At 69.1% G+C, this 21,244-nt stretch carries 19 protein-coding genes; 13 read left to right on the top strand and 6 right to left on the bottom strand.

What is annotated here, in order from left to right:
* The first annotated feature begins 13 nt into the window (after positions 1 to 13).
* From ACFWX1_RS16255 to ACFWX1_RS16215, 9 genes are all read left to right on the top strand, one after another.
* Positions 14 to 490 carry a (2Fe-2S)-binding protein gene (locus ACFWX1_RS16255; protein ID WP_378387964.1) on the top strand — a complete coding sequence of 159 codons (477 nt, stop codon included), beginning with the start codon at positions 14 to 16 and terminating at the stop codon, positions 488 to 490.
* Between the two features lie 438 nt (positions 491 to 928).
* Positions 929 to 1,390, top strand: coding sequence for a hypothetical protein (locus ACFWX1_RS16250; protein ID WP_378387962.1), 462 nt, complete (start codon positions 929 to 931; stop codon positions 1,388 to 1,390).
* Positions 1,387 to 2,028 carry a DUF3558 domain-containing protein gene (locus ACFWX1_RS16245; protein ID WP_378387960.1) on the top strand — a complete coding sequence of 214 codons (642 nt, stop codon included), beginning with the start codon at positions 1,387 to 1,389 and terminating at the stop codon, positions 2,026 to 2,028. The genes ACFWX1_RS16250 and ACFWX1_RS16245 overlap by 4 nt, the downstream gene beginning before the upstream one ends.
* 2 nt (positions 2,029 to 2,030) lie before the next feature.
* Entirely contained in the window at positions 2,031 to 3,353 is a 1,323-nt protein-coding gene (locus tag ACFWX1_RS16240; protein ID WP_378387958.1) for a hypothetical protein, read from the top strand.
* Between the two features lie 21 nt (positions 3,354 to 3,374).
* Entirely contained in the window at positions 3,375 to 4,124 is a 750-nt protein-coding gene (locus ACFWX1_RS16235; protein WP_378387956.1) for an ESX secretion-associated protein EspG, read from the top strand.
* 465 nt (positions 4,125 to 4,589) lie between these two features.
* A complete protein-coding gene (locus tag ACFWX1_RS16230; protein WP_378387954.1) occupies positions 4,590 to 6,431 on the top strand; it encodes a hypothetical protein in 1,842 nt (613 codons plus the stop codon).
* Complete coding sequence (locus ACFWX1_RS16225) at positions 6,428 to 7,516, top strand: AAA family ATPase (RefSeq protein WP_378387952.1); 1,089 nt, start codon at positions 6,428 to 6,430, stop codon at positions 7,514 to 7,516. Before ACFWX1_RS16230 ends, ACFWX1_RS16225 begins: the two co-directional genes overlap by 4 nt.
* 1 nt (position 7,517) lies before the next feature.
* Positions 7,518 to 11,939 (top strand): FxSxx-COOH system tetratricopeptide repeat protein, encoded by a 4,422-nt coding sequence (gene fxsT / locus ACFWX1_RS16220; RefSeq protein ID WP_378387950.1) that lies wholly within the window; start codon positions 7,518 to 7,520, stop codon positions 11,937 to 11,939.
* A 267-nt stretch (positions 11,940 to 12,206) separates the two neighbouring features.
* On the top strand, positions 12,207 to 13,112 hold the full coding sequence (locus ACFWX1_RS16215; RefSeq protein WP_378387948.1) for a purine phosphorylase: 906 nt from the start codon (positions 12,207 to 12,209) through the stop codon (positions 13,110 to 13,112).
* A gap of 25 nt (positions 13,113 to 13,137) precedes the next feature.
* Here the strand turns inward: ACFWX1_RS16215 and ACFWX1_RS16210 are convergent, their stop codons facing one another.
* The 3 genes from ACFWX1_RS16210 to ACFWX1_RS16200 all read right to left on the bottom strand — a co-directional run bounded on the left by ACFWX1_RS16210 (position 13,138) and on the right by ACFWX1_RS16200 (position 15,913).
* Positions 13,138 to 14,922: an aKG-HExxH-type peptide beta-hydroxylase gene (locus ACFWX1_RS16210; RefSeq protein WP_378387946.1), complete on the bottom strand. Its 1,785-nt coding sequence runs from the start codon at positions 14,920 to 14,922 to the stop codon at positions 13,138 to 13,140.
* A gap of 38 nt (positions 14,923 to 14,960) precedes the next feature.
* A complete protein-coding gene (locus ACFWX1_RS16205) occupies positions 14,961 to 15,179 on the bottom strand; it encodes a hypothetical protein (protein WP_378387944.1) in 219 nt (72 codons plus the stop codon).
* Positions 15,180 to 15,241: 62 nt separating this feature from the next.
* Positions 15,242 to 15,913, bottom strand: coding sequence for a Crp/Fnr family transcriptional regulator (locus ACFWX1_RS16200; protein WP_378388092.1), 672 nt, complete (start codon positions 15,911 to 15,913; stop codon positions 15,242 to 15,244).
* Between the two features lie 234 nt (positions 15,914 to 16,147).
* On the opposite strand from ACFWX1_RS16200, the gene ACFWX1_RS16195 reads away from it, so the two are divergent.
* Positions 16,148 to 16,543, top strand: a complete 396-nt coding sequence (locus ACFWX1_RS16195; RefSeq protein WP_378387942.1) for a hypothetical protein — start codon at positions 16,148 to 16,150, stop codon at positions 16,541 to 16,543.
* Between the two features lie 75 nt (positions 16,544 to 16,618).
* Here ACFWX1_RS16195 and ACFWX1_RS16190 read toward each other — a convergent pair whose 3' ends face one another.
* Positions 16,619 to 17,632, bottom strand: coding sequence for a helix-turn-helix transcriptional regulator (locus ACFWX1_RS16190; protein ID WP_378387940.1), 1,014 nt, complete (start codon positions 17,630 to 17,632; stop codon positions 16,619 to 16,621).
* Positions 17,633 to 17,730: 98 nt separating this feature from the next.
* Between ACFWX1_RS16190 and ACFWX1_RS16185 the strand changes: the two genes are divergently transcribed.
* Together ACFWX1_RS16185 and ACFWX1_RS16180 are read left to right on the top strand one after the other, a co-directional pair.
* Positions 17,731 to 18,306 carry a DinB family protein gene (locus ACFWX1_RS16185; protein ID WP_378388090.1) on the top strand — a complete coding sequence of 192 codons (576 nt, stop codon included), beginning with the start codon at positions 17,731 to 17,733 and terminating at the stop codon, positions 18,304 to 18,306.
* A 3-nt stretch (positions 18,307 to 18,309) separates the two neighbouring features.
* The gene (locus ACFWX1_RS16180) at positions 18,310 to 19,398 is read left to right on the top strand and encodes a winged helix DNA-binding domain-containing protein (RefSeq protein ID WP_378387938.1); all 1,089 of its coding nucleotides are present in this window, start codon (positions 18,310 to 18,312) and stop codon (positions 19,396 to 19,398) included.
* A 54-nt stretch (positions 19,399 to 19,452) separates the two neighbouring features.
* Here ACFWX1_RS16180 and ACFWX1_RS16175 read toward each other — a convergent pair whose 3' ends face one another.
* Together ACFWX1_RS16175 and ACFWX1_RS16170 are read right to left on the bottom strand one after the other, a co-directional pair.
* Positions 19,453 to 19,704: a hypothetical protein gene (locus tag ACFWX1_RS16175; RefSeq protein WP_378387936.1), complete on the bottom strand. Its 252-nt coding sequence runs from the start codon at positions 19,702 to 19,704 to the stop codon at positions 19,453 to 19,455.
* A gap of 163 nt (positions 19,705 to 19,867) precedes the next feature.
* A complete protein-coding gene (locus ACFWX1_RS16170) occupies positions 19,868 to 20,494 on the bottom strand; it encodes a GTP pyrophosphokinase family protein (protein ID WP_378387934.1) in 627 nt (208 codons plus the stop codon).
* Positions 20,495 to 20,808: 314 nt separating this feature from the next.
* Between ACFWX1_RS16170 and ACFWX1_RS16165 the strand changes: the two genes are divergently transcribed.
* On the top strand, positions 20,809 to 21,111 hold the full coding sequence (locus tag ACFWX1_RS16165) for a hypothetical protein (RefSeq protein ID WP_378387932.1): 303 nt from the start codon (positions 20,809 to 20,811) through the stop codon (positions 21,109 to 21,111).
* The last annotated feature ends 133 nt before the right edge of the window (positions 21,112 to 21,244 follow it).

Genomic DNA, 21,244 nt, shown 5'->3' with positions numbered 1-21,244 from the left:
CACGGAGTTCCGCGTGCCTCAACACACCTTCACCGTCAACGGCAGGAAAGTGACCGTCGACGCCGCCGACGACGTCCGGCTGCTCTGGGTGCTGCGCGATCTGCTCGGCATCACCGGGCCCAAGTACGGCTGCGGGATCAACGTCTGCAAGGCCTGCACCAGCCACATCAACGGCAAGGCCTTCAATCCCTGCTCCGTGCCGGTCTCCGCGATCAAGCCGGGGGACGAGATCACCACCATCGAAGGCCTCGCCGACCCCGCCACCGGCGAACTGCACCCCATGCAGGAAGCCTGGCTCGAGCACGACGTCGCGCAGTGCGGCTACTGCCAGCCCGGCCAGATCATGGCGGCGATCGCCAAAGTCAAGAAGGCCCGCGCCGAAGGCCGTGAAATCGGCGACGCCGATTTCGACGAAATCCGCAACATCTGCCGCTGCGGTACCTATTCGCGTATTCGCGAGGCGATCAAAACCGGCGCCGGAAAGATGTGACCGGTCCCCGAACCTCACCTGACGTCGCGTGCGTGCTCCGTCAGGTGAGGTTCGGGGACACCGTGGTGCCGAGGCGAGAATGTGTCGGCACCGAACAGTTGCCGATGCGCTGGCCAGGGTGCGTGTCGCGTTCACGACATATCACTCGATCGGCCGCTGCTCGCCCGGTTGTGATGACGAAGATTGTCGCCATCGGTCTCTCCTGCCTGGTGACGAGCCCTGATCGCTGTCCGCGGTGACCGGTGCGGGTGACGCTTCGTCACCGCGCGCACGGGTAATCGATCATCGTTCTCGCCATTCCTCTGCCGAGCTGTACCTCACGACGGCCGATCGCAGTACGGTGTGCTGCGCCGCCGGGCGGCCCGTCGTGGCGACCTCCCTCGGGCCGTCCGGCGCACCGAAAGTCGTCGGGGCGAGGGTAGAGGGGACCGCACGGCCATGACACAGCCTGCTGTGCCGGATGGCGTGGCTCGACTGGACGCCGAGTTCAAGGAGTGGCTCGGCCACGAACAGCTCCGGATCAGGGAGCAGCAAGGGCAAGGAGATGTCGGCCAAGGCTTCAGCCTGGAGCGGGGTGAAGCCGAGCGGATGCTCGAACAGGCGCGGCAGCTGAGGATCAAGGTCAAGGACGCCGAGAACGACGCGAGGACGCTGGCGCAGATCCAGCCTCCGGCCGGGGACCCGGCCAGCATCTCCTACCACGGCGACCTGACCCGCCGGGCCGACGGTCAGCCCGCCGCGTTTTCGTTCGGGGCGGGGCATCTTCTGGTACAGCACGCCTATCTCAGCGAACTGATCGATCGGCTGGAAACGGCGCTGGGCAAGACGCATGAATCCGACGAGAACGCCGGTGCGGACATCGCGCGAGCAGGAAACAAGGCCGGAGGAGACCTCGGATGAGAACGCGCCACGTGGTTTCGGTTCTTGCGGCAGGGGCGATTCTTTTCGCCGGGTGCTCCGGGCCGGAGGAAAAGCCGGCGCCGCCGAATTCCTCGCCCGGAACTCCCGGTTACCCGAATGAAAAGGCGAATGGGCAGTCGTTGCCCTACGCCGGAGCGCCGAAGGTGGCGACGCCGCTTTCCTCGTCGGTGCTCTCCAGTGGCCCTTGTGCCGCTTTGACGCCACAGCAAGTGAAAACGGCGCTCGGGGTGGATGTCCAGGGGCGGCCGGACACCTTGCCGGGTATCGGGCCGAAGTGTATCTGGGACAACATCGAGCGAGGCTCCAAGGTGACGGTCTATTACGTCACGGAGACCGGCCGCGGCCTGAGCGGCCTGTATGAGAACACGAAACCCAAGGCCGCCGTGTGGAAGCCATTGCCGGGGATCCAGGGCTTCCCCGCGGTGGCTTACGTGGTATCGCTCGGCGATGATTCCCGGGACTATTGCGCGGTCAGCGTCGGCATAGCCGACAATCTCACGGTGGAAACCGGGGTGAACCTCGGCGAGAGCAAGATCGGCAAGACCGATCCCTGCGCCATCGCCCCCAAGGAGGCGGAGGCGGTCGTCACCACCTTGCGCACGAAGGCGGGTGCCTGACCGTGGGACTGTTCGACGGCTTGGCGCATCTCGGGGAATCCGTGCTCGACAAGGTGAAAGGGGGCGGCAAGACACTCGCCCGGCTCGCCGAGGGCACCGCGGGGTGGGTGGACGATTTGTTCAAGGGCGACCTCGGTACGCAGGCCGTGCCCGCGCCGAAAGTCATCGAGCAGGTCATCAACGGCAATTCCGCCGACTGGTTCCGTGGTGTCGACCTCGCCAGGAAACTTTCCGAGGCACAAGGAGAATTCACCAGCCGGACTTCCCTGATCCTGAGCGGCCTCGAATCGTCGTGGACCGGATCGGCGTCGGACGCGGCCCAGGCCAGGATCCGGAAGTTCCGCGACGTCGCGATCGACGCCGACGTGACCTTCAAGGGGAACAGCAGGAGTCTCGCCACGGTCGGGCATGGCTTCACCCGCGCCCAGACCAGTATGGAACCGCTGCCGAACCGGCCGGACAAAAGCTTCTTCGACGTCGTCACGCCGTGGAAAACCGACACGGAAAAGGCGATCGACAAGTACAACAAAGCCGTCGACCGGAATCTGGCGATCTATCGGGAGTACACCGAGCAAACCCGGGCGGGCAGTGCCCAGCTCAGTATCGACTACGGTCAGCTCGGCGCCTACGACGGCGGCGCGATCACCGCGTCCGGCTCGGGTGGCAGCGGCGGTCGCGAGGACGCCGGCGAGGGGAACCGTCACGCTGTTCCGCCGCGGCAACAGCGGCAGGCGGCCGGCGATTCGATCGCCCCGGCCTCGACGTCGTTGCCGAGTACCAGGAGTGAGCGCGGACCTGGCGGGCAGCCCGGTTCCGGCCGCCGGCAGCTTTCGTTCCCGCATGGTCGAGACGACGACACGAAGGCCGCGGGAGTCGTCCCGCCGGGTTTCCGGTCGGGACTCCCCGGTAGTGATTTCCCCGCCCCCTCTTCCGGTGGCGGTGGCTCCTCGGCCTCGGGCGGCTCGAGCGGAAGCGGTTTCCTCGGTGGTGTCGCCGGTGCCGGCGGGAATGGCCGGGGCACTCGGCTCGGCGGTAGTTCCGGCCGGTCCGGTTTCGGTGCCGGTACGGGGAAACAGACCGGCAGCGTTCCCGGTGGCGTGAACGGACGAGGTGGCGTCGGCGCCGCCGGAAATGCCGGCACCGCGGGGTCGGGTGGCCCGGCGGGGATCGCCCCGGGCGGTGGTGCCAGGAGCGGCCGGGGCGGGGAGCGGGAACGCGAGCGCAGGTTCGTGCTGGACGATTCCCTCTTCACCGAGGGCGAACGCGCGGACGAGGTGGATCCCACGACGGGATTGCCGCCCGTACCGCCGACAATCGGCGCCTGAGCCGGCGCGAAGGGGAATCGCGTGGAGGTGATCGACAGACCGGTCGTGCTGCCGAAGCCGGCGTTCCTGACCGCCTGGGAAATGATCGATCTGGGTGACCCGCATCCGGTGATCGGCACCAACCTCAGGTATGTGACGACCGACGGCTTCGCACGGCGGCTGCACGCGCGCACCATGGAACTGCTCGGCGAACACGGGCTGGCGCGCAACAACCGGCTCAACGGTCTGTGGCGTTCGACGTTGCGGGTCATCGATCGCGCGGAAAGCGAATACTACGGCTGGAGCACCTTTCGGGACGGCACGTCCTGTGCGGTGCTGATCGCGCATCGAGGCGGGGCGGCGGTGCGCGTCGTCGTGAACGACAGCATCGTCATCGTCGAGCCCGTCGCCCCGAAATGGCCGGCCACGACGCTCTTGGACACGCTGCCCGAGGCTCCCGCCGCGGCCGTGCGCACCGTCAGTGTGCCGAGAAGGCTTTTCGACGATCCGAATCCCATGCCGGCCAGCCCGTTGGCCGATCCGGAGGACACCGGCGACGTCGATTACGTGAAACGGGTGATGGCCGAGCCGCGGGACGCGGTTCATCAGCTCTACACCGCGCGCCGCGCCGATGCCGGAAGCAGGATCAGCAGCAGTCCGGTCACCGCGCTCGACCTCACCGGCCGCGGCCGGGTGCTGTCCTTCGAGACCGGGGACGAGCACGTCATTCTCAAAGCGGCGACTCCGCGCGACTTCGTGCTCACCCTCAACACGACCCACGAGAGCCTGTAGCCACGGTGTTTCCCTTCAGGAGAGCGGATTCGGTGGTTGGCCATTGACACCGTCCCGGCCGCCGAGGTGAACGGCCGACGTCGTGGTGGGCCGGTACCGGTCATTCCCGGCCTCGCTGGGCCGTACCAGGGACCATGGTCTGGCGGGGTCCGCCATCGGAGTGGTATTGGTACTCGGGCCGCGAGGTGGACGGGACGGCGACAGGCCTCGTGATGTGCCCAGCGGGGGAGACGATGGGGAACGGATCAGTGGTGAGGGGGCTGAAACGGTCGGCTCGGCGGGCTCCGGACCGGGCTCGCCCGAGGTCGAGGGCCGGGACAACGCGGATCGCGGTCCCGGGAAATCCGACCACGGAGGAGTGGACACTTCTTTGTCATCTGACAATGATCCACAGTGTGACGACACCATAATCGAGGTTTCGGGTTTTCTGCCGGGGAGACGCGGGCACCGTGGAGGGGAGGGCTGGTGACACAACTGACGCGTACCCTCTACCGCACGATCGTCGTGGTCGACGTCGTGGGATTCACCGCTCCCGACCGGCGGTTGCCCGATCGGCTGGCCGTACGCAAAGGCATGTACGAGGTCTTGACGACGGCATTCGCGGAAAGTGACATCGATTTCGCCTCGTGCGCGCGAGAGGATCGCGGTGACGGCGCGTTGATCCTGCTGCCGCCCGGCACGTCCAAGAGCGTGGTCGCCGACCGGCTGCCGGAACGCGTCGCGGTCGCGCTCCGGCGGTACAACTCGACGCGCATCCGGCAGGCCCAGATCCGGCTGCGGGTGGGCCTGAACTCGGGCGACGTGCTGAACGACGGCAACGGCTGGGTGGGCGAGGCGGTCGACACCGCTTTCCGCATCCTGGACGCGCAACGGGCCAAGGAAGCGTTCGCCGAATCCGGCCGGATGGTCGCCGTCATCTCTTCGCAACGTTTCTTCGACGAGGTCATCGCGCCCGATCCGGGGCTGTTGCCCGAGTTGTACGTACGGATACCGGTGGCGGTGAAGACATTCACCGGAACGGCCTATCTCCGGCTGCACGGCGAACTCGCCGCGCCCACCCCCGAACCACCACCGCCCGCGCCGCCGCCCGTGCCCGACGACGACACCGCGATGGTGGACAGTCCCGTCCTGGAAGTGATCCCGCGCGCGGATCTGGTGAAACTGCGTAACCGGCTCACTCTGCTGAAGGTCCCCCAACTGGCGGTCATGACGAGCCGCGCGCTCGGGCCCGCCATCCCGTTGCCCTCGCTCGACGGCGTCACCGACGCCTGGAGCGCCTTCCAGTTGCTGACCGATTTCAACGCGGGCCCGGACGGTGTTCCCCCGGCCATCACTTTCCTTTGCCTGCTTGCCGAACACTGCGGCGGCGAACTCGGCGCCGTCCTCACCGGCTGGGTCAGGGACCAGGCCCATCGGCTGCGCCTGGGGCCCGCGATCGCCCAGCAGCCCCCGGCCCGGCTGGCGGTTCCCGAGCGCGCGCATCTGCACCTGACGATCATGCTCGAGCCGGTTTCCGCCGATCCCGCCCGGTGCACGCTGGCTTTCTGGCGTCAGGACGATCCGGCGGTCTGGCCGCCCGCGCTCGGCGGTGTCCGCGAGATCGGGATCGACGAAATCGAGCTCCGGGTCGACGACGTGATCCTGGAGGCCGAGGACGTCTGGTCCGGCCAGAGCGTCTCCGCGGCGGTGGAATTCCTGCTCCCGAGAAAGTTGATCAATCTGCCGGTGCAGCGCTGGGCCACCGAACACGCGACCGGTCAGCCACAACTGCTGCGGTACACGTACCGGCTCGGTATTCGTTCACTGGAACGGATGCGATCCCGGCGCTGGCACCGTGCGTGGCATGTCCGGTGGGACTCTATGCTGGCAGACCCGTCAGCCGACCGGTTGCACTATTCCGGTTGCCCGGAGTTCGAGGAGTACCCCATCGAAGCAGTACTGAGCGACGATCGCTGGATCGGGCTGGTGATGGCGAAACCGCCGGCACCGCAACCGGAACCGGGCACTGGGCCGGACGAGTTCACGAGCGCTCTCCGTGGCGGGCTGCCGGTGGTCCTGTGGCATCCGGACGCCGGTCCGGAGGAGTTGCGCGAGTTGCTCGACTGGGTACTGGCCACGGAGCGTGGCTTTATCGAACTTCCGGATCGTCGCAAATTGGCGAATTCGCGGACGACGGTACCGTTCAAGAATTCTCTGGCCCATGATTTGGTGGTAATGTGGGACGATCCGAAAAGGGTAATCGTTCTCGACCAACCGTTAATCCCGGCCGTTGATCCCGCCTCGACAGTAAGGGGATACCGCGGATGAGCGTGAACGACCAGGACGCGGCGGTGCCGCCGGGCGGGCGGGCGCCGCTCGCCGATGCGCCCGACTGGTGGATCTACCGCGGCACCGGGAGGCCGATCCACGACATCGACCTCGCGCAGATCCTGCCCGCACCACCGCCATGGCGCGCCTATCGCGGCGGCCCGCTGCCCGAACACGACGTGCCGCCCCCGGACGACGGCGAGGCGGAGCGACGGCTCGGCACCGCGTTCACGCTTTCCGAACAGGACATCGATCCTGCCGAGCTGAACATGGTCAACGCCGCGCTTTATCTGCGGCGCCCCCTTTTGGTGACCGGTAATCCGGGGACCGGTAAATCCAGCCTCGCCTATCGGATCGCCCGCGAACTCGGTCTCGGCCGGGTGTTGCGCTGGGCGATCACCAGTCACACCACCCTGGGCTCGGGTTTGTACGGCTACGACGCGATCGGGCGGGTGCAGGCGGCCGCGACCAGTCAGGCGCAGCTCGGCGGCGAGGCCGAGGAGCCGCCGATCGGCGACTTCGTCCGGCTCGGCCCGCTGGGGACCGCGTTCCTGCCGTCGCGGCTGCCCCGGGTCCTGCTGATCGACGAACTGGACAAGTCGGAGGCCGATCTTCCCAACGACCTGTTGTCGATCTTCGAAGACGGTGAGTTCTCGATCGAGGAACTCACGCGGGTGCGCAACCGGCACCCCGAAGTCACCGTGCACACCGCCGATCCGCACCGCACCGCCGTGGTCCGGGAGGGCCGGATCGCCTGCCGGGCGTTCCCGGTCGTGGTGCTGACCAGCAACGGCGAACGCGAGTTCCCGCCCGCCTTTTTGCGCCGCTGCTTGCAGTTGCGGATCGAGAACCCGGATCTCGAACAGCTCGCCGCGATCGTCGCCGGTCACCTGACCGGCGAGAACGGGGGCCACCGCGATCGGCTCATCCGCGAATTCGCCGAGCGGAGCAAGGCCGAGGGCGGCCTGCCGACCGACCGGTTGCTCGACGCGGTCTACCTCGCGACCTCGGGCGCCTACCAGCCGGACCACGAAACGTGGCCGTCACTGGTGGACGCGCTCTGGCAACGGCTGACGGTGCGGTGAAATGGGCGGACCAGCCGGCTTCGGTGACCCGCGTTCCGTCCCGCCGACGGGACCGCGGGTCACCGGCTCGCGCGGAACGGGCGCGAGACTCGGCTTCGACGACCTGAACTGGACCGAGGTCGCGGACGCCGTATGGCTGGCCGCCGCCATGACCCCCGGCGGCACCACGCCGGCGCCCGCGCCCGAGGAAGAGCCGGAGCCGGTGTTCGACAGCGGCGGGGTCCCGATGCGCAACGCGCCCTCCGAGCCCCGGGAACGCCCGCCCGTGCGGCCCTTCGCGCAGCAGCCGTCTCCGGTGCCGGATGCCCTGTCGCCGGGTGTCGATCCGGGCCTGATCGTCGCCGAGGCAGGCACCGCTGCCCCGTTGCCCGAACCGACGGTGGACGGTACTGCGGCCGGCGGAATCGCGTTACCCGAATCGTTGGATTATTTCCGCGCTCTGAGAACGCTGAAACGCGAGACGGCGTCACGGCGAATCCACGATGTGGTCCTGGACGAGGAGGCCACCGCCGTCCGGGCCGCGGAGACAGGACTGTGGTGGCCTGTCACTCGAACGAGAAAAGAGCGTTGGCTGGACCTGACGCTCGTACTGGACAACGGTCCCTCGATGGCGTTGTGGCGGCCCCGGGTGTCCGCGTTCGTCGGTTTGCTGGAACAGCTCGGTGCTTTCCGTACCGTTCAGGTGCGCCTGCTCGAAACCGCGAAGGACACCGGTCAGGCGAGGCCCGTTCTCCGCGGTGGTACGCCCGGTGCGCCCGCCCGCGATCCGGACGAAATTCTTGACCCGTCCGGACGACGCGTCGTCCTCCTGGTGACCGACGGCGTCGGTGACGCGTGGCAGAAGAACGTGCTGTTCCCGATGCTGGCCCGGTGGGGCCGGGTGATGCCGGTGAGCATCGTGCACCTGCTCCCCCAATGGCTGTGGGGGCGGTGCGGCCTCAGTCTGCACAAGGCCTGTCTCCGGGTGCGGAATGCCTTGCACCCCAACGGACGATGGACTTTCGACCGGGCCGACGCCTGGCTCGATCCCGGCCCGGCGGTGCCCGCGGGAGCCGTCCCGGTACCGGTACTCGAACTGCAGCCGCGCTGGCTGGCCTGGTGGGCACGGCTGATCACCGGCGCGCAGCCGGGCCCTGCCGAGGGCACGGTCGTGCTCGCCACCGATCGGGTGCACCCGGACGAACCCGAAAGTCCACCCGGAAGGATGTCACCCGCCGAACGGGTCCATCGATTCCGGAGTGTGGCGTCTCCTCAGGCTGTGCGGCTGGCCCAGCTCCTTGCCGCGGTACCGGTCCACCTTGACGTCGCGCGGGTCGTAAGACAGCATTTCCTGCCAGAAGCGGGTATTCAGCACCTCGTCGAACTACTGGTTTCAGGGATCCTGTACGCTCCCGGACCCAAGGAGGGGGAGTCCACTTGGGACAGAGGTGGAGCCTTCACCTTTCCCGAAGCAGTTCGGGAATTGCTGCTCAGCGGCGCGCGGCGGTCGGAAACGGCGGGCGTCGTGCAGGTGGCGGCAGCCCACTTCGGTGGCAGAATTCCGGCACTCTCGGCTCTGCGAGACGCGATTGCCGACCCGCACAACACGCCGGACCCGGTGCGCACGCTCGAGTCGTCGGCCGACATCGAACTGGAGAGCGCCGTGATGCGCGCGCTCTCCGGCCCGTACCTGTCCCGGGCTGACAGGCTGCGGAACGCGGTACCGCAAGAGCCTGACATACCCAATTCTGAATCCATCAAGAACAAAACTGCGAGACCCAACGAGACTGTGAGTCCCAAGATGCCCGAGACGGCCGAACGTCCCACCGAAACCTCACCAGCGGCAGAGGGACGCGCGCCTCGTCTCGCCGAGTCCGAGACGGCCGAGAACGTGACCAGGCCGATGCCGCATCCCGCGGCGACGGGCACCCGGAGCTTCCCCAGCCGCCAGCCCGAGGACCCGCCACCGGTCTGGGGCAACGTCCCGCCCCGCAACCCGAATTTCACCGGACGCGGTGAACTTCTCGACCAGCTGGCCAAACGTCTCACCAGTGGCACCACGGCCGTCCTCCCGTCGGCCGTGCACGGACTCGGTGGTATCGGCAAGACCCAGATGGCCACCGAGTACATCTACCGCCACCTCCAGGACTACGACCTCGTCTGGTGGATCGACGCCGCGCACACCACCCAGATCCGCGCCGGTCTCACCGAGCTGGCCCGTGTCCTGGGCGTGCAGGGCGCGACCGAGGCCAACATCGCGGTCCCCGCCGTCCTGGAAGCCTTGCGGACCGGCCGCCCGTTCCGCCGGTGGCTGCTGGTCTTCGACGCCGCGGAGAGCCCGGAAGTAGTATTACCGTTCTTCCCGCGCAACGGTCCCGGCGAAATACTGATCACCTCCCGCAACTCCGACTGGGCCGGTATCGCCCGTCCGCTGGAGCTGGCGGTGTTCAAGCGCGAGGAAAGCGTCGAGCTGCTCGGCCGCCGCGGCCCCGAGATCGACCTCGACGACGCCGACGAACTCGCCGAGAAACTCGGCGACCTGCCGCTGGCCGTCGAGCAGGCGGCGGCCTGGCGCGCGGTGACCGGCATGCCCGTGCACGAATACCTGCGCCTGTTCGACGAGTCGGTCGAAGAAATCCTCGATACCGCTTCGGCCCCGGACTACGAAGTATCCGTCGCCGCCGCGTGGAACGTCTCGTTCGAGGAACTGAAGACCCGCAACCCGGCGGCGCACCAGATCCTGCACATTTGTGCTTTCTTTTCGCCGGAGCCGATCTCCCGTGATCTGCTCACCGGGGTGAGCCGGGTTTCGATCTCCCCGGAACTGGACGCCGCGCTGCGTGATCCGATCAAGCTGGCCCGCGCCATCCGCGACATCAACCGGTACGGCCTCGCGAAGATCGACCACGGCAGCAACACACTCCAGTTGCACCGGCTGGTCCAGCTGGTCCTGCGCAACAGGGTGATGGCGCCCCAGGTGCACGCCAGGATGCAGCACGGCGCGCACCAGCTGCTCGCCGCGCTCGACCCGAACGACCCCGAGTCGAGCAGGCACTGGCCGCGCTACCGCGAACTGCTCCCGCATGCCTACGCGGCCAATGTGCTCGACTGTGACGACAGCTGGCCGCGTCAGCTCTACATCAACCTGATGCGGTACCTGTTCGAGTACGGCGATCACGAGGAGGCCGCCCGGCTCGGCCAGCAGGCGCGGGAGCATTTCACCGAGACTCTCGGCCCGACGAACCCGCAGACGCTCGAAGTGTCGTCCCGGCTCGGGCTGTACCTGTGGGCGATCGGTCGCTACGCCGAGGCCGCGGAACTCAACCAGCGCACCCTGGCGCTGCGCATGCAGGTATCCGGTGAGGAGAACGAAGAGACCTTCGCCCTGCAGCGCAATATCACGATCGATCTCCGGGCCCAGGGCGATTTCGCCGCGGGTACCAAGCTGAGCGAAGAGATCTACACCAAATGCAAGCGCATGTTCGGCGAGGACGACCCGGAGACTCTCCACGCCGCTTATCAGCACGCGCTCAGCCTCCGGCTGTCCGGTGACTACCGGGCCGCCGCGGAACTGGACGGGGACACCCTCCGGCGGCGGATCGAAGTCCTCGGCCGCGACCACGTCCGCACTTTCAGCGTGAACAGCGCGCTGAACGTGGACCTGCGTGAGGCCGGTCAATACGGCCAGGCCCGGGTCCAGCAGGAACGGCTCACGGAGAACTTCCAGGCCCGCTACGGCGAAGACCAGTCGGACACCGTGGTCAACGCGTTTCACCTGTCGGTGGCCCGGCGGAAGGACGGGGACCACGACGGCGCGCTTTCCCTGTCGACGGACGCGCTCAAGCGATTCCGGCTCGCCTATGGCGACAACCACGCCACCACGATGGCCTGCGCTCTCGGGCACTCGATCGACCTTCGCCACTCGGGTGACCTCGCCGCGGCGAAGAAATTGGGGGAGGAGACCTTCGAGCGGTACCGGAACGGGCTCGGCGAGCACCACCCGCACACCCTGGCCGCCACGGTCGACCTCGCGGTGACGCTACGGCTCCAAGGCGACGCCGCGGCCGCCCGCACTCTCGACGAGCGCGCGTTGGAACACCTTCGTGCCACCATCGGCCCGGATCACCCGTACGCGGTCATCTCCACGGTCAACCTGGCAAGCGATCTCGCCGCTCTCGGCGAACTCGACAAGGCGATCGAGCTGGGCCGGGACGCGGTGGAGCGTGGTCGTCAGGTGCTCGGTGAAGAGCACCCGACGGTTCTGGCCGCCTGCTTCAATCTGGGCCTGGACCTCGCCGCCGCCGGCCGTGCCGAGGAGGCCGCCCCCTTCCGCGATCCGATTCTGGCCAAGTACCGCCGGGTTCTCGGCGAAGCACATCCCGGGACTCAGGCCGCGAGCCGCGACATCCGCGCGGACTGCGATATCGACCCCATGTTGATGTAGCGGCAGGCGACCGGATACCGCCACCGCCCCTTGTGCCGGACGACGACCTCGTCCGGAGGACCTGTACTGCCCGCACCACCGGATTCCGCGGTGGTGGGCGGTGTCATCGACGTTTCTCCCATGGTGTGGGGCCCGGTCGGCCTTACGGCGGCATCTCACGATGGCGGCGGCGGTCACGCGGGTCCCGCGGCGGTGGCCGCATCCCTGTCCCCGGCCACGCCCATACCGACCGCGTGCCAGGGACGGACAAGAGCTTGGAGCGACCGCATGCGACTTCAGCAGGGCGACGGCCTCGAGCCCGTCCCCCGTGACGGGCTGTTCGCGACTTCACCGCCGCAACAGGAATGGCAGGCCGACGATCCCGTCGCGGCCGTGCGTGGCAGGCCGACGGCGGTGATCTGTACCGCCCTCGATGTCGAGTACACCGCGGTATGCGCGCATCTGACCGGGCCACTGGTCGAGCACGAAGTCCGGGGAACGATCTACGAGATCGGCACCTTTTCCGGGCAACCGTCGGTCTGGACCGTCGTGCTCGCGGAGACCGGGGTCGGCGACACCGCCGCGGGGATCACACTGGAGCGCGCGATCTGGGAGTTCGCCCCGCAGGTCGTGTTGTTCGTCGGGGTCGCCGGCGGCCGCAAGGAGGTCGCGCTCGGCGACGTCGTCGCCGCCGACGCGATCTACGAGTACGACACCGGCCGGGACACGTTCGACGGATTCGTGCCCCGCGTCAAAACCCACCGACCGTCGCACCGCATGGTCCAGCGCGCCAGGGCCGTGGCGCGGCGCCCGCGCTGGCAGCACCGGATCCGCCACAGCACCGACCTCGGCCGGGAACCCGTGGCGATCGTCAGGCCCCTGGCGGCGGGTGGCACCGTGATCGCGGATCCCCGGTCACACACCGCCCGGTTCCTCGACCGGTACTGCAGCGACGCCGTCGCCGTCGAGATGGAGGGGAACGGCTTCCTCCACTGCGCCTACTGCAACGACGGGATCGACGCGCTCGTGGTACGCGGCATCTCCGATCTGCTCGACAAGACCGAATCGGCCGACAAGCACTGGCAGCCCCTCGCCGCGGACCACGCCGCGGCCTTCGCCTTCGAAACCCTGGCCTGCCACACGCCGAACTCCGAGACCCGGCAGCGCTCGAACGAAGGGGGCAGGCAGCGGTAGCAAGGCACCCGATCGGGGCGGCAGGCTATTCGGGGATGAGCTGGCCGATCCACGCGGCTATCCGCTCCACGGTCGGCGGCTGTGGCGCGGTGGTGCGCAGCTGCCGGTGTACCGCGCGGACGAGTTCGGGCCGGTGCAGCAGCGCGCGAGCGGCCGGGTGCGGGCCGCGCGCGGCCAGCGCCAGTCCGAGGCCGACCAGGGACGTCGGGCGGTCGGGGGAGGCGGACAATTCTCCTCGATAGCATTCGACCGCTTCCGCGAAATGCCCGCGGGCGTAAGCGAAATCGGCGGCGGTGGCACCGGGGACCCTGGGCCGCACGTCCGGAAACGCGGAGCGGGCCGCGTCGTCGACGGTGAGCCGGAGCAGGTCGGTCCGGGCGCGGGACCACGATCCGTCCGGTACCGGGGTCGGCGGCAGACCGGTCGCGGTGACGGCGGCGCTCGGCCGGGGACGTCCGTTCCGCCATGCCTCCGCCAGTTTGGTGACCACCGCCGGGTCCGGGCGCAGGTGACGCGTGCGCCAGCCCGCGAGGTGATCCCGGGCCACGGCCTCGGCCAGCTCGCCCGCCCCTGCAGGCACGGCCTCGTCCTGCCACGGACCGAGACGTTCGGCGATGCCGTCGAGGAACCGGCGTCCGGCGGCGGTCAAGGTCGCGTCCGCGCGCAGCGACTGGAGCGTGCGCCAGCTCTGCCCGCGCCAGTAGGCGAATTCGAAGGCGGCACGCCGGGAAGCCCGGTCCGCGCGGGCGAGGGCTCGCCAGAAGGCGGCGACGCCGAAGAACGCGTAAACCCCTTGCAGCGCACCGCTCAGCGGTCGCGGGTCGTCCCGCCACGGCACGTAGATCCGCTCGCCGGGGTCGGGCTCGTACAGGTCGATCAGGTGCAGTACGCCGCCGAGCACGATGTGCTGGAACTCGTGGATCAGGGTGGCGGCGAGCGAGGCGCCGTCGGTCGGCAGGGCGACTACCGCGCTGCCGAACGCCTCCCCGGTCGACGCGCTCGGATTCCGGAAGAGGACGTGGGGTTTCGGCACCAGCGAGTTCAGTCCCACGGGCATGGTCCCGGCCAGCTCGGGCAGATGGGTGGCGATCAGCCGGCACGCCTCGTCGGCCAGCCGCTGCCATCGCGCGACGTCTCCGGCGGGCAGCCGTTCCGGCGGGATCGGCTCGTAGAGGCCGCGGTAGGGGTCGACGTCGTCCAGCCGCAGGGAAAACCGGTGCGCGCCGACGCGGCTCCGCAGTTTCCGGATTCCCCACCAGCCCGGCCCGTCGGAGCCGAACGGGGTGGGCAGCCGCACCGCGGTTTCGGCGTTCGAGACGAGGTAGCGGGTGGCCTCGCCCCGCACGGTCGCCAGCGAGAACGGTGCGGTGGCGGGCAATCGGGCCATGCCCAATGCCGGGAGCATGGCGTTTCCGTGCCACACCGGGATGGTGATCTCGAAGTCCAGTTCCGCCTGGATCGCCGTGGCCGCCGCGATCGCGTGCACGTGCCCCAGGTGCATCCACAATGGACCGACGCCGTCGATTCCGTTGCGTAGCAAGCGAGTCGTGTAACCTGCCCAGCTCCCGGTGTACGGATTGGTGAGCATCCGGTTCACCGTTCTCGGCGATCTGGCTTCGGCGCGGGCCAGCAGTTCCCAGACCGAGTCCAGCGGCGCCAGCGGGCCCAGCGATTCCGGGGCCTTCGCCGCCTCCGTCATCAGCGCGTGCAGCAACAGCTTGCGCCTGCTCCGCTCGGCCCGGCGCAGGCGCCGCACCATGTCCTCATCGCCGTCGAGCCGTGCGAGTGCGTCGAAGTCTCGCCAGGACATGCGGTGGAACGGGGGACGCTCCCCGGCCGGCGGCGGCATCAATCGATCCGCTCACCTCCCCCGGCGCCGGAGCTCCGGTAACGCACACGGACGTGCCGGGCGTGTTCCACCACAAGCTTCGCCGAATGGTGGAAAGCCTCGCTGTCCAGCTCTCGCAATGCTGTGAAAGGGACTGCGCCGAGGTCGATCAACGCGGATTCGATGTCCGGTTCGGTGCCGGCCGAGAACGAGTTCATTGTGCCGATCTCCTCTACCACCAAATGGTTGCGAGAGTCAGATGTTTTCCCAGGATAACCGAGATGCCCACAACGACGGCGTATCAATCAAACCGGTCCTCCCGCGGCGAAGGCGGGCGGCCGGCGGCCAGTTCGCGCAGCGCGTGCGGGCGCACGATCGTGACGCGCTGCCGGGCGGTGCGCACGATGCCCAGCTTGCGGAGTTCGTCGAGGCCACGGACCAGAGTGCTGCGGGAGACCCGGGCGAAGCTCGCCAGTTCGCCCTGGTTGAAGTGGAGATCGACCTGCTTGTTCCCGTCTCCGTCGGGTGAGTGCTGCAGGGACAGTTCCAGGAGCACCGCGGCCAGGCGTTGCGGAAAGTCCGGCCCGCCGGATTCGAGCCGGAGCCGGTCGGACTCCTGGAGGCGGATCGCCGCCGAGCGGAGGAATTCCTCCGCTATGCGCGGCCAGGCACGCAGTACCCCGAGGAATTTCTCCCTCGCCACCACCAGCGTGTGCACCTCGTCGATGGCCGACATCGTCGCGGCCCTCGGCAGGCCGCTGATCGGGGCCAGCTCCCCGACGATCTCGGCGGGGCCGCGCGCGGCCAGCGGCGCGTCGTCGCCGCGATAGTTGGTGGCACTGATCTTCACCCAGCCGCGCAGCACGACGAACATGCTGGCGGGCGGACTGCCCTGCATGGCGAGGATCTGGCCGGGACGCCACACCTTCACGTACCCGGCGGAGGTGAGGGCGGCCCGCTCCGGCTGCGTCAGCCGGAACCAGGCTCTGCGTTCCCCGTTCTCAAGGGCGGAGGAACCCGTCACGTGGCCCCTCCCGTTCCGAAGGGCCCGGTTTGGCCCCGTGTTCCATTTGACGCATCGCTCGCTTCCCCGGACCGCCAGCATCGTCAGTGGGCAACACAGCCAAAGTCTCTGACCGCAACCTGCAATTGTGCCAGGCGGCAGGCCACTTCACCAGGCCTTACGCCGTGACCGGGGAGGTATGTCATGCGTGGGGCCGAGAATGTACTGAGACGGCCGGAGGACGGGCGTCAGGAACACGGGGCGATGACGCCGACGCCGCGGTCGTTCGGGATCTACCCGAAGCCCTTCACGCCGCATCCCCCACTCGTGTCCGGCGGCTGGTACCAGGGCGCCGACCGGGAGGTGGTCGGCCCCGGCCGGTATCCCGTCGACCGTCCGGCGGGCAAGTCGGCGGGGGCGGCGCTGCTCTGGACCGTCGTCTTCGGGCCGTTGGGGCTCTGCTACTTCTCGGTCGCCGGCGGGCTCGTGGCGGCGGCGGTGGCCGGGGCGATCGTCATCGCGGCGGGCAGTGCCCTGCCGCTGGCCGTGATCTGGCCGGTGTGCCTGGTGCTGGCACTGCTGGCGGTGCCATGGCACTGATCCGGGTGCCGGTGCCGCGAGGGGGCGGCACCGGCCGGCCCCGGTGCCCGGGTTGTCCACTGTGGACATACGAGCTCATGGGCCGGGGGACGGCGTGGCGGGGGTGCCGTTCGCGGCCTTGGTGTAGCGGCGGGCCAGACGCGCGAAGGCGGCCTTGAGTTCGTCGGGGCCGACGACCTCGATGTCGGCGTCGAACCTGCCGAGGCCGGCGGCCAGGCTCGGCCACGACCACGAGCCGAGGACGAGCCGGCACCGATCGGGGCCCAGTTCCTCGACGATTCCGTCGCGGGTGTAGCCGGACACGGTCGCGGCGGGGAGATCGAGGACGACCTCGCCGCGGCACGGCCAGCCACTCGCGTCGCCGGCGCCCTGGAACCTGCCGGCCACGAACGCGGCCACGTCGCCGCCGGGGAGTTCACGCGGGGCGAAGCGGGGGCCGGTGGGGGTGCGCGGGACGATCCGGTCGGCGCGGAAGGTGCGCCAGTCCTCGCGCTCGAGATCCCAGGCGACGAGGTACCAGCGCCCGCCCCAGGTGACGAGGTGATGGGGCTCGGCCCGGCGCGGCGGGTTCAGCCGGTCGGCGTCGTCGCCAGGGAGAGTCACCGGGGCGTAGTCGAAGCGCAGGACTTCGCGAGCGTGGACGGCCGCGCTGAGTGCCATCAGCACAGCGCTGTCCACCTGAGGACTCGGCCGGTTCGTCGGCCGTTCTACGGCGGTGACGCGGAGCGTGTCGATGCGGTGGCGCAGGCGCGCGGGCATGACCTGCCGGATGGTGTTCAGCGCGCGTGCCGCCGCTTCTTCGATGCCGGCGCCGGAGGTCGTGGCTAGCTGGAGCGCGACGGCGAGGGCGACGGCCTGGTCGTCGTCGAACAGCAGCGGCGGCAGCTCCCGGCCGGCATCGAGCCGGTATCCGCCGTCGGGGCCCTTGGTGGCCACTATGGGGTAGCCGAGTTCGCGCAGGCGGTCGACGTCGCGGCGTATCGTGCGCGGGCTGACGTCGAGCCGCTCGGCCAGTAGCGTCCCCGGCCAGTCCCGGCGCGCCTGCAGCAACGAGAGCAGCGAGAGCAGCCGTGCTGAGGTTTTCGGCATGACTTCCATTCTGCCCCGAGAAGCGGACACATCCTGGCCGCTATCCCTGCGATCGTGGTCTCGTGCCGGACAACGACAACCCGAAGGGCCCGAACACCGTGACCACCACCTCGCCATCCCCGACGCTCGACGCCGAGCGGACCGACCTGCTCGCCCTCCTCGCGACCGCGCGCTCGACGCTGGTCGACACCACCCGCGGGCTCAGCGACGAGCAGGCCAAGGAGCGTCCGACGGTCAGCGCGCTGTGTCTGGGCGGACTCGTCAAGCACGTCGCGGCCATGGAAGCGCAGTGGCTGCGGTTCGTGGTGGAAGGTCCCGGCGCGATGAACTACGAGCTGCCGGAGGGAGTCACCTGGGCGGACATCGCGGCCGGTACCGCGCGTGAGATCCCCCAGTGGATGATCGACCACCAGAACGGCTTCCAGCTGCTGCCCGGCGAGACGCTGGCCGGGATCGTCGAGCACTACGAGCAGGTCGCCGCCCGCAGCGCGGAGGTCATCGCCGCCCTGCCCGACCTGTCGGTCACCTATCCGCTGCCGGACGCGCCCTGGCACGAGGCGGGAACGGTGTGGAGTGTGCGCCGGGTCCTGCTGCACGTCATCGCCGAGACCACCCAGCACGCCGGGCACGCCGAAATCCTGCGCGAGAGCATCGACGGGCAGAAGTCGAGCTGACCGGTGCCCGTTCTCGACACCCGTGCGCTCAACCGCGCGACACTCGCCAGGCAGCTGCTGCTCGACCGTGCCGATCTGCCGGTGGCCGACGCCGTCGGGCAGCTGTGCGGGCTGCAGGCGCAGGAGCCACAGGAACCGTTCGTCGGCCTGTGGTCCCGGCTGCGTGCCTTCGAACCGGCGGCACTGGACGATCTGCTGACCGGGCGGCGGGTGGTGCGGACGCATCTCATGCGCCGCACGGTCCATCTCCTCACCGCGGGCGACGCGCTGGCCTGGCGGGCCCGGCATGACGCCATGCTGCGGCAACGGGTGCTCGGGACCTACCGCCGCGAGCTCGACGGGGTGAACCTCGGCGAGCTCGCGGCGGCGGGCCGGGCGGTACTGGCCGACGACGAGCCCCGCTCGATGGGTGAGCTCGCGCGGGCACTCGCCGACCGCTGGCCCGCGCCGGGACATCGGGCACTGGGCGAACTGCTGATCGCCGCCCTCCTGCCGGTGGTGCAGTTGCCGCCGCGCGGGCTGTGGCGCACCAAGGCGGGAGTGCGCTACCTCCTGCTTTCTTCGTGGCTGGGGCGCGAGATCGACCCGCTGTCCCCGGATGGTTCCGACCCGGTCGGCCAGACGCTGGTCCGGCGTTATCTGGCCGCGTTCGGCCCGGCGGCGTCGGCGGATCTGCGTGCCTGGTGCGGACTCGCCGGGCTGCCCGCGGCGGTGTCCGCGATCCGCGAAGAACTGGTTTCCTTCCGCGACGAGCGTGGCCGGGAACTGCTGGACCTGCCGGGCGCGCCCCGCCCCGACCCCGCGACGCCCGCGCCGGTGCGGTTCCTGCCGGCGTTCGACAACGCGATCCTCGGTTATCAGGACCGCGGCCGGATCATCGACGACGAGCACCGCGGCCTGTCGGTCGCCGGTGAACGCGTCGTCCTCGTCGATGGCCGGGTCGCCGCGACCTGGAGCGTCGAGGCGGACACCGTGAGCGTCACCCCGCTGCGGCGCTTCTCCCGTGCCGAACGCGCCGGTGTCGCCGAGCAGGGGCAGGCACTGGCCTTGTTCCTTTCCGGCAACGACAGTGACCGCGCGCGGATCGCCTGAGCGCGCGGTCACCGTCCATTGTGGAGCATGCGTGCGTGACGGCCGCCGGTTGTCCTACCGGTGGTTGTTCCGTACCGGGGACGCCGGTGGCGCGATCGGCCGTGAGTCCTGTTTCATGGTGCGGGACGAACGGCCCTTCGCTGTCACGCGCCAAGCGGTGACGCCGCACATGATCGCGATCAGCCCGCAGGCCGACGCGACGACCACGGCCCACGTCACGCTGGTGGTGGCCGCCAGATAGCCCTGGATACCGGCCACGACGCCGTAGGTGATCGCCAATCCCCGCCACTTGCCGCGAGTGCTCATGCGGACCTCCTGGTCTCCGGAGATAGGCCCTACATCGCGCTACCGGGGAAGATGGTTACAGCGGTACCGAACAAATCCCGGCGATGTAGACAGTATCCGGCGCCCGCGTCCGGCAAGGATGCCCTCCCGGTGCCGAAGTCCACAAAGGACATCGGGGCGGCGTTCAGCGCAGCCGTTCGTGCAGCGCCTCCATCCGGGCGTCGAGCTGCGCGGACATCGTCGCGGTGCTGGCGAGCTCCTCGGCGAAGTCCGCGGGGACCCGGTCGTCGTACTTGTAGAACAGCTTGTGCTCCAGGGTCGCCCAGAAGTCCATCGCGATGGTGCGGAACTGGAGCTCGACCTTCACCTTCTCGACCCGGTCGGAGAGGAACACCGGGATGCGCACGATCAGGTGCAGGCTGCGGTACCCGTTGGGCTTCGGGTTCGCGATGTAGTCCTTCCGGCGCAGGAGCTCCACGTCGTCCTGTGCGATGAGCATCTCCGCGACGCGGTACACGTCGGAGATGAAGGGGCAGATCACCCGCACGCCCGCGATGTCGTCGAGGTGTTCGGCGATGGCGGACAGGTCGGCGGGGATGCCCCGGCGGCGCCGCTTGTCCTGGATCGCCTCCGGCCGCTTGACCCGGCTGGTGATGTGCTCGATCGGGTCATGCCGGTGGACGAAGTCGAACTCCTCGCTCAGGATGCGCAGCTTCGTCATCAGCTCCTCGATGGCGAACTTGTACACCAGGAGAAAGCGGGGATACGAAAGCTCGGCGCCGACCGCCTGCTCGTCCTGCGCCGTGTCCATCCCTGTCCTCACTGACCTGCGATAACCCTCTCGGGTATTCCAACGAACCCCACGATAACCGGGTTCCCGTCGCCACTCCCGGGCGACGTCTCTCACTGTGTGTGAGGTGGGTCGCTTTCTTTGAGGGGTGGGGTGCTCGCCGGGATCCGCGGTGGCTTCGGTCACGCCGATGACAACGGTCTTCATGAGCGGAACGCCGGCCGGTGCGCCGCGCTTTCCGGTCGCCGCCCGGCTGACGTCCTTTATGGACGAACGGGGCCGGTGTGGTGGCTGGGGTATTCCGCGGGCGGGTCCCGGCCCTTACGCTGACCGCCATGACTCGCCTTGCTCGCGGCCTGACGGCCGCAGTGTTGCTGGGAGCGCTTACCGCCTGCTCCGGGGACCGTCCGCCGGCGCGGGACGAGATCATCGCCAAGATCAAGGCGGACCCGCAGACGCGGGGGACCTCGGACCAGACCGCCGGCTGCCTCGCCGACTGGTATCTGCGGTACGCCACCCCGGCCGAGACCAAGGCGTTCGTGGACGGGACGGCGGGCGGGAAGGCGCCGGACGGCCACGGCGAACAGGCGCGGGCGGCGATGCTGGACTGCCTCAAGTCCGCCGTCGATACGCGGTGACCACGTCTGGTCTGTCCGAACACTCCTAAGATCGTCTGTTTGGCTCTATATCGGACAGTCCGGCGCTGGCTAAGCTCATCCCAGCACGAGCGGCTCGTCCATCCTGCCTGGGGGAACGGCGTCCGCTCGCCGT

The sequence above is a fragment of the Amycolatopsis sp. NPDC059021 genome (assembly GCF_042739895.1).
Classification (GTDB): Bacteria; Actinomycetota; Actinomycetes; order Mycobacteriales; family Pseudonocardiaceae; genus Amycolatopsis.
This window is presented reverse-complemented; position numbering and strand designations above follow the sequence as displayed.

Bases quoted from the DNA above. Each gene is read 5' to 3' on its own strand.
- ACFWX1_RS16250 (WP_378387962.1), top strand. From the start codon at position 929: ATGACACAGCCTGCTGTGCCGGATGGCGTGGCTCGACTGGACGCCGAG.
- ACFWX1_RS16245 (WP_378387960.1), top strand. From the start codon at position 1,387: ATGAGAACGCGCCACGTGGTTTCGGTTCTTGCGGCAGGGGCGATTCTT.
- ACFWX1_RS16225 (WP_378387952.1), top strand. From the start codon at position 6,428: ATGAGCGTGAACGACCAGGACGCGGCGGTGCCGCCGGGCGGGCGGGCG.
- fxsT (WP_378387950.1), top strand. From the start codon at position 7,518: ATGGGCGGACCAGCCGGCTTCGGTGACCCGCGTTCCGTCCCGCCGACG.
- ACFWX1_RS16215 (WP_378387948.1), top strand. From the start codon at position 12,207: ATGCGACTTCAGCAGGGCGACGGCCTCGAGCCCGTCCCCCGTGACGGG.
- ACFWX1_RS16210 (WP_378387946.1), bottom strand. From the start codon at position 14,922: ATGTCCTGGCGAGACTTCGACGCACTCGCACGGCTCGACGGCGATGAG.
- ACFWX1_RS16195 (WP_378387942.1), top strand. From the start codon at position 16,148: ATGCGTGGGGCCGAGAATGTACTGAGACGGCCGGAGGACGGGCGTCAG.
- ACFWX1_RS16190 (WP_378387940.1), bottom strand. From the start codon at position 17,632: ATGCCGAAAACCTCAGCACGGCTGCTCTCGCTGCTCTCGTTGCTGCAG.
- ACFWX1_RS16175 (WP_378387936.1), bottom strand. From the start codon at position 19,704: ATGAGCACTCGCGGCAAGTGGCGGGGATTGGCGATCACCTACGGCGTC.
- ACFWX1_RS16170 (WP_378387934.1), bottom strand. From the start codon at position 20,494: ATGGACACGGCGCAGGACGAGCAGGCGGTCGGCGCCGAGCTTTCGTAT.
- ACFWX1_RS16165 (WP_378387932.1), top strand. From the start codon at position 20,809: ATGACTCGCCTTGCTCGCGGCCTGACGGCCGCAGTGTTGCTGGGAGCG.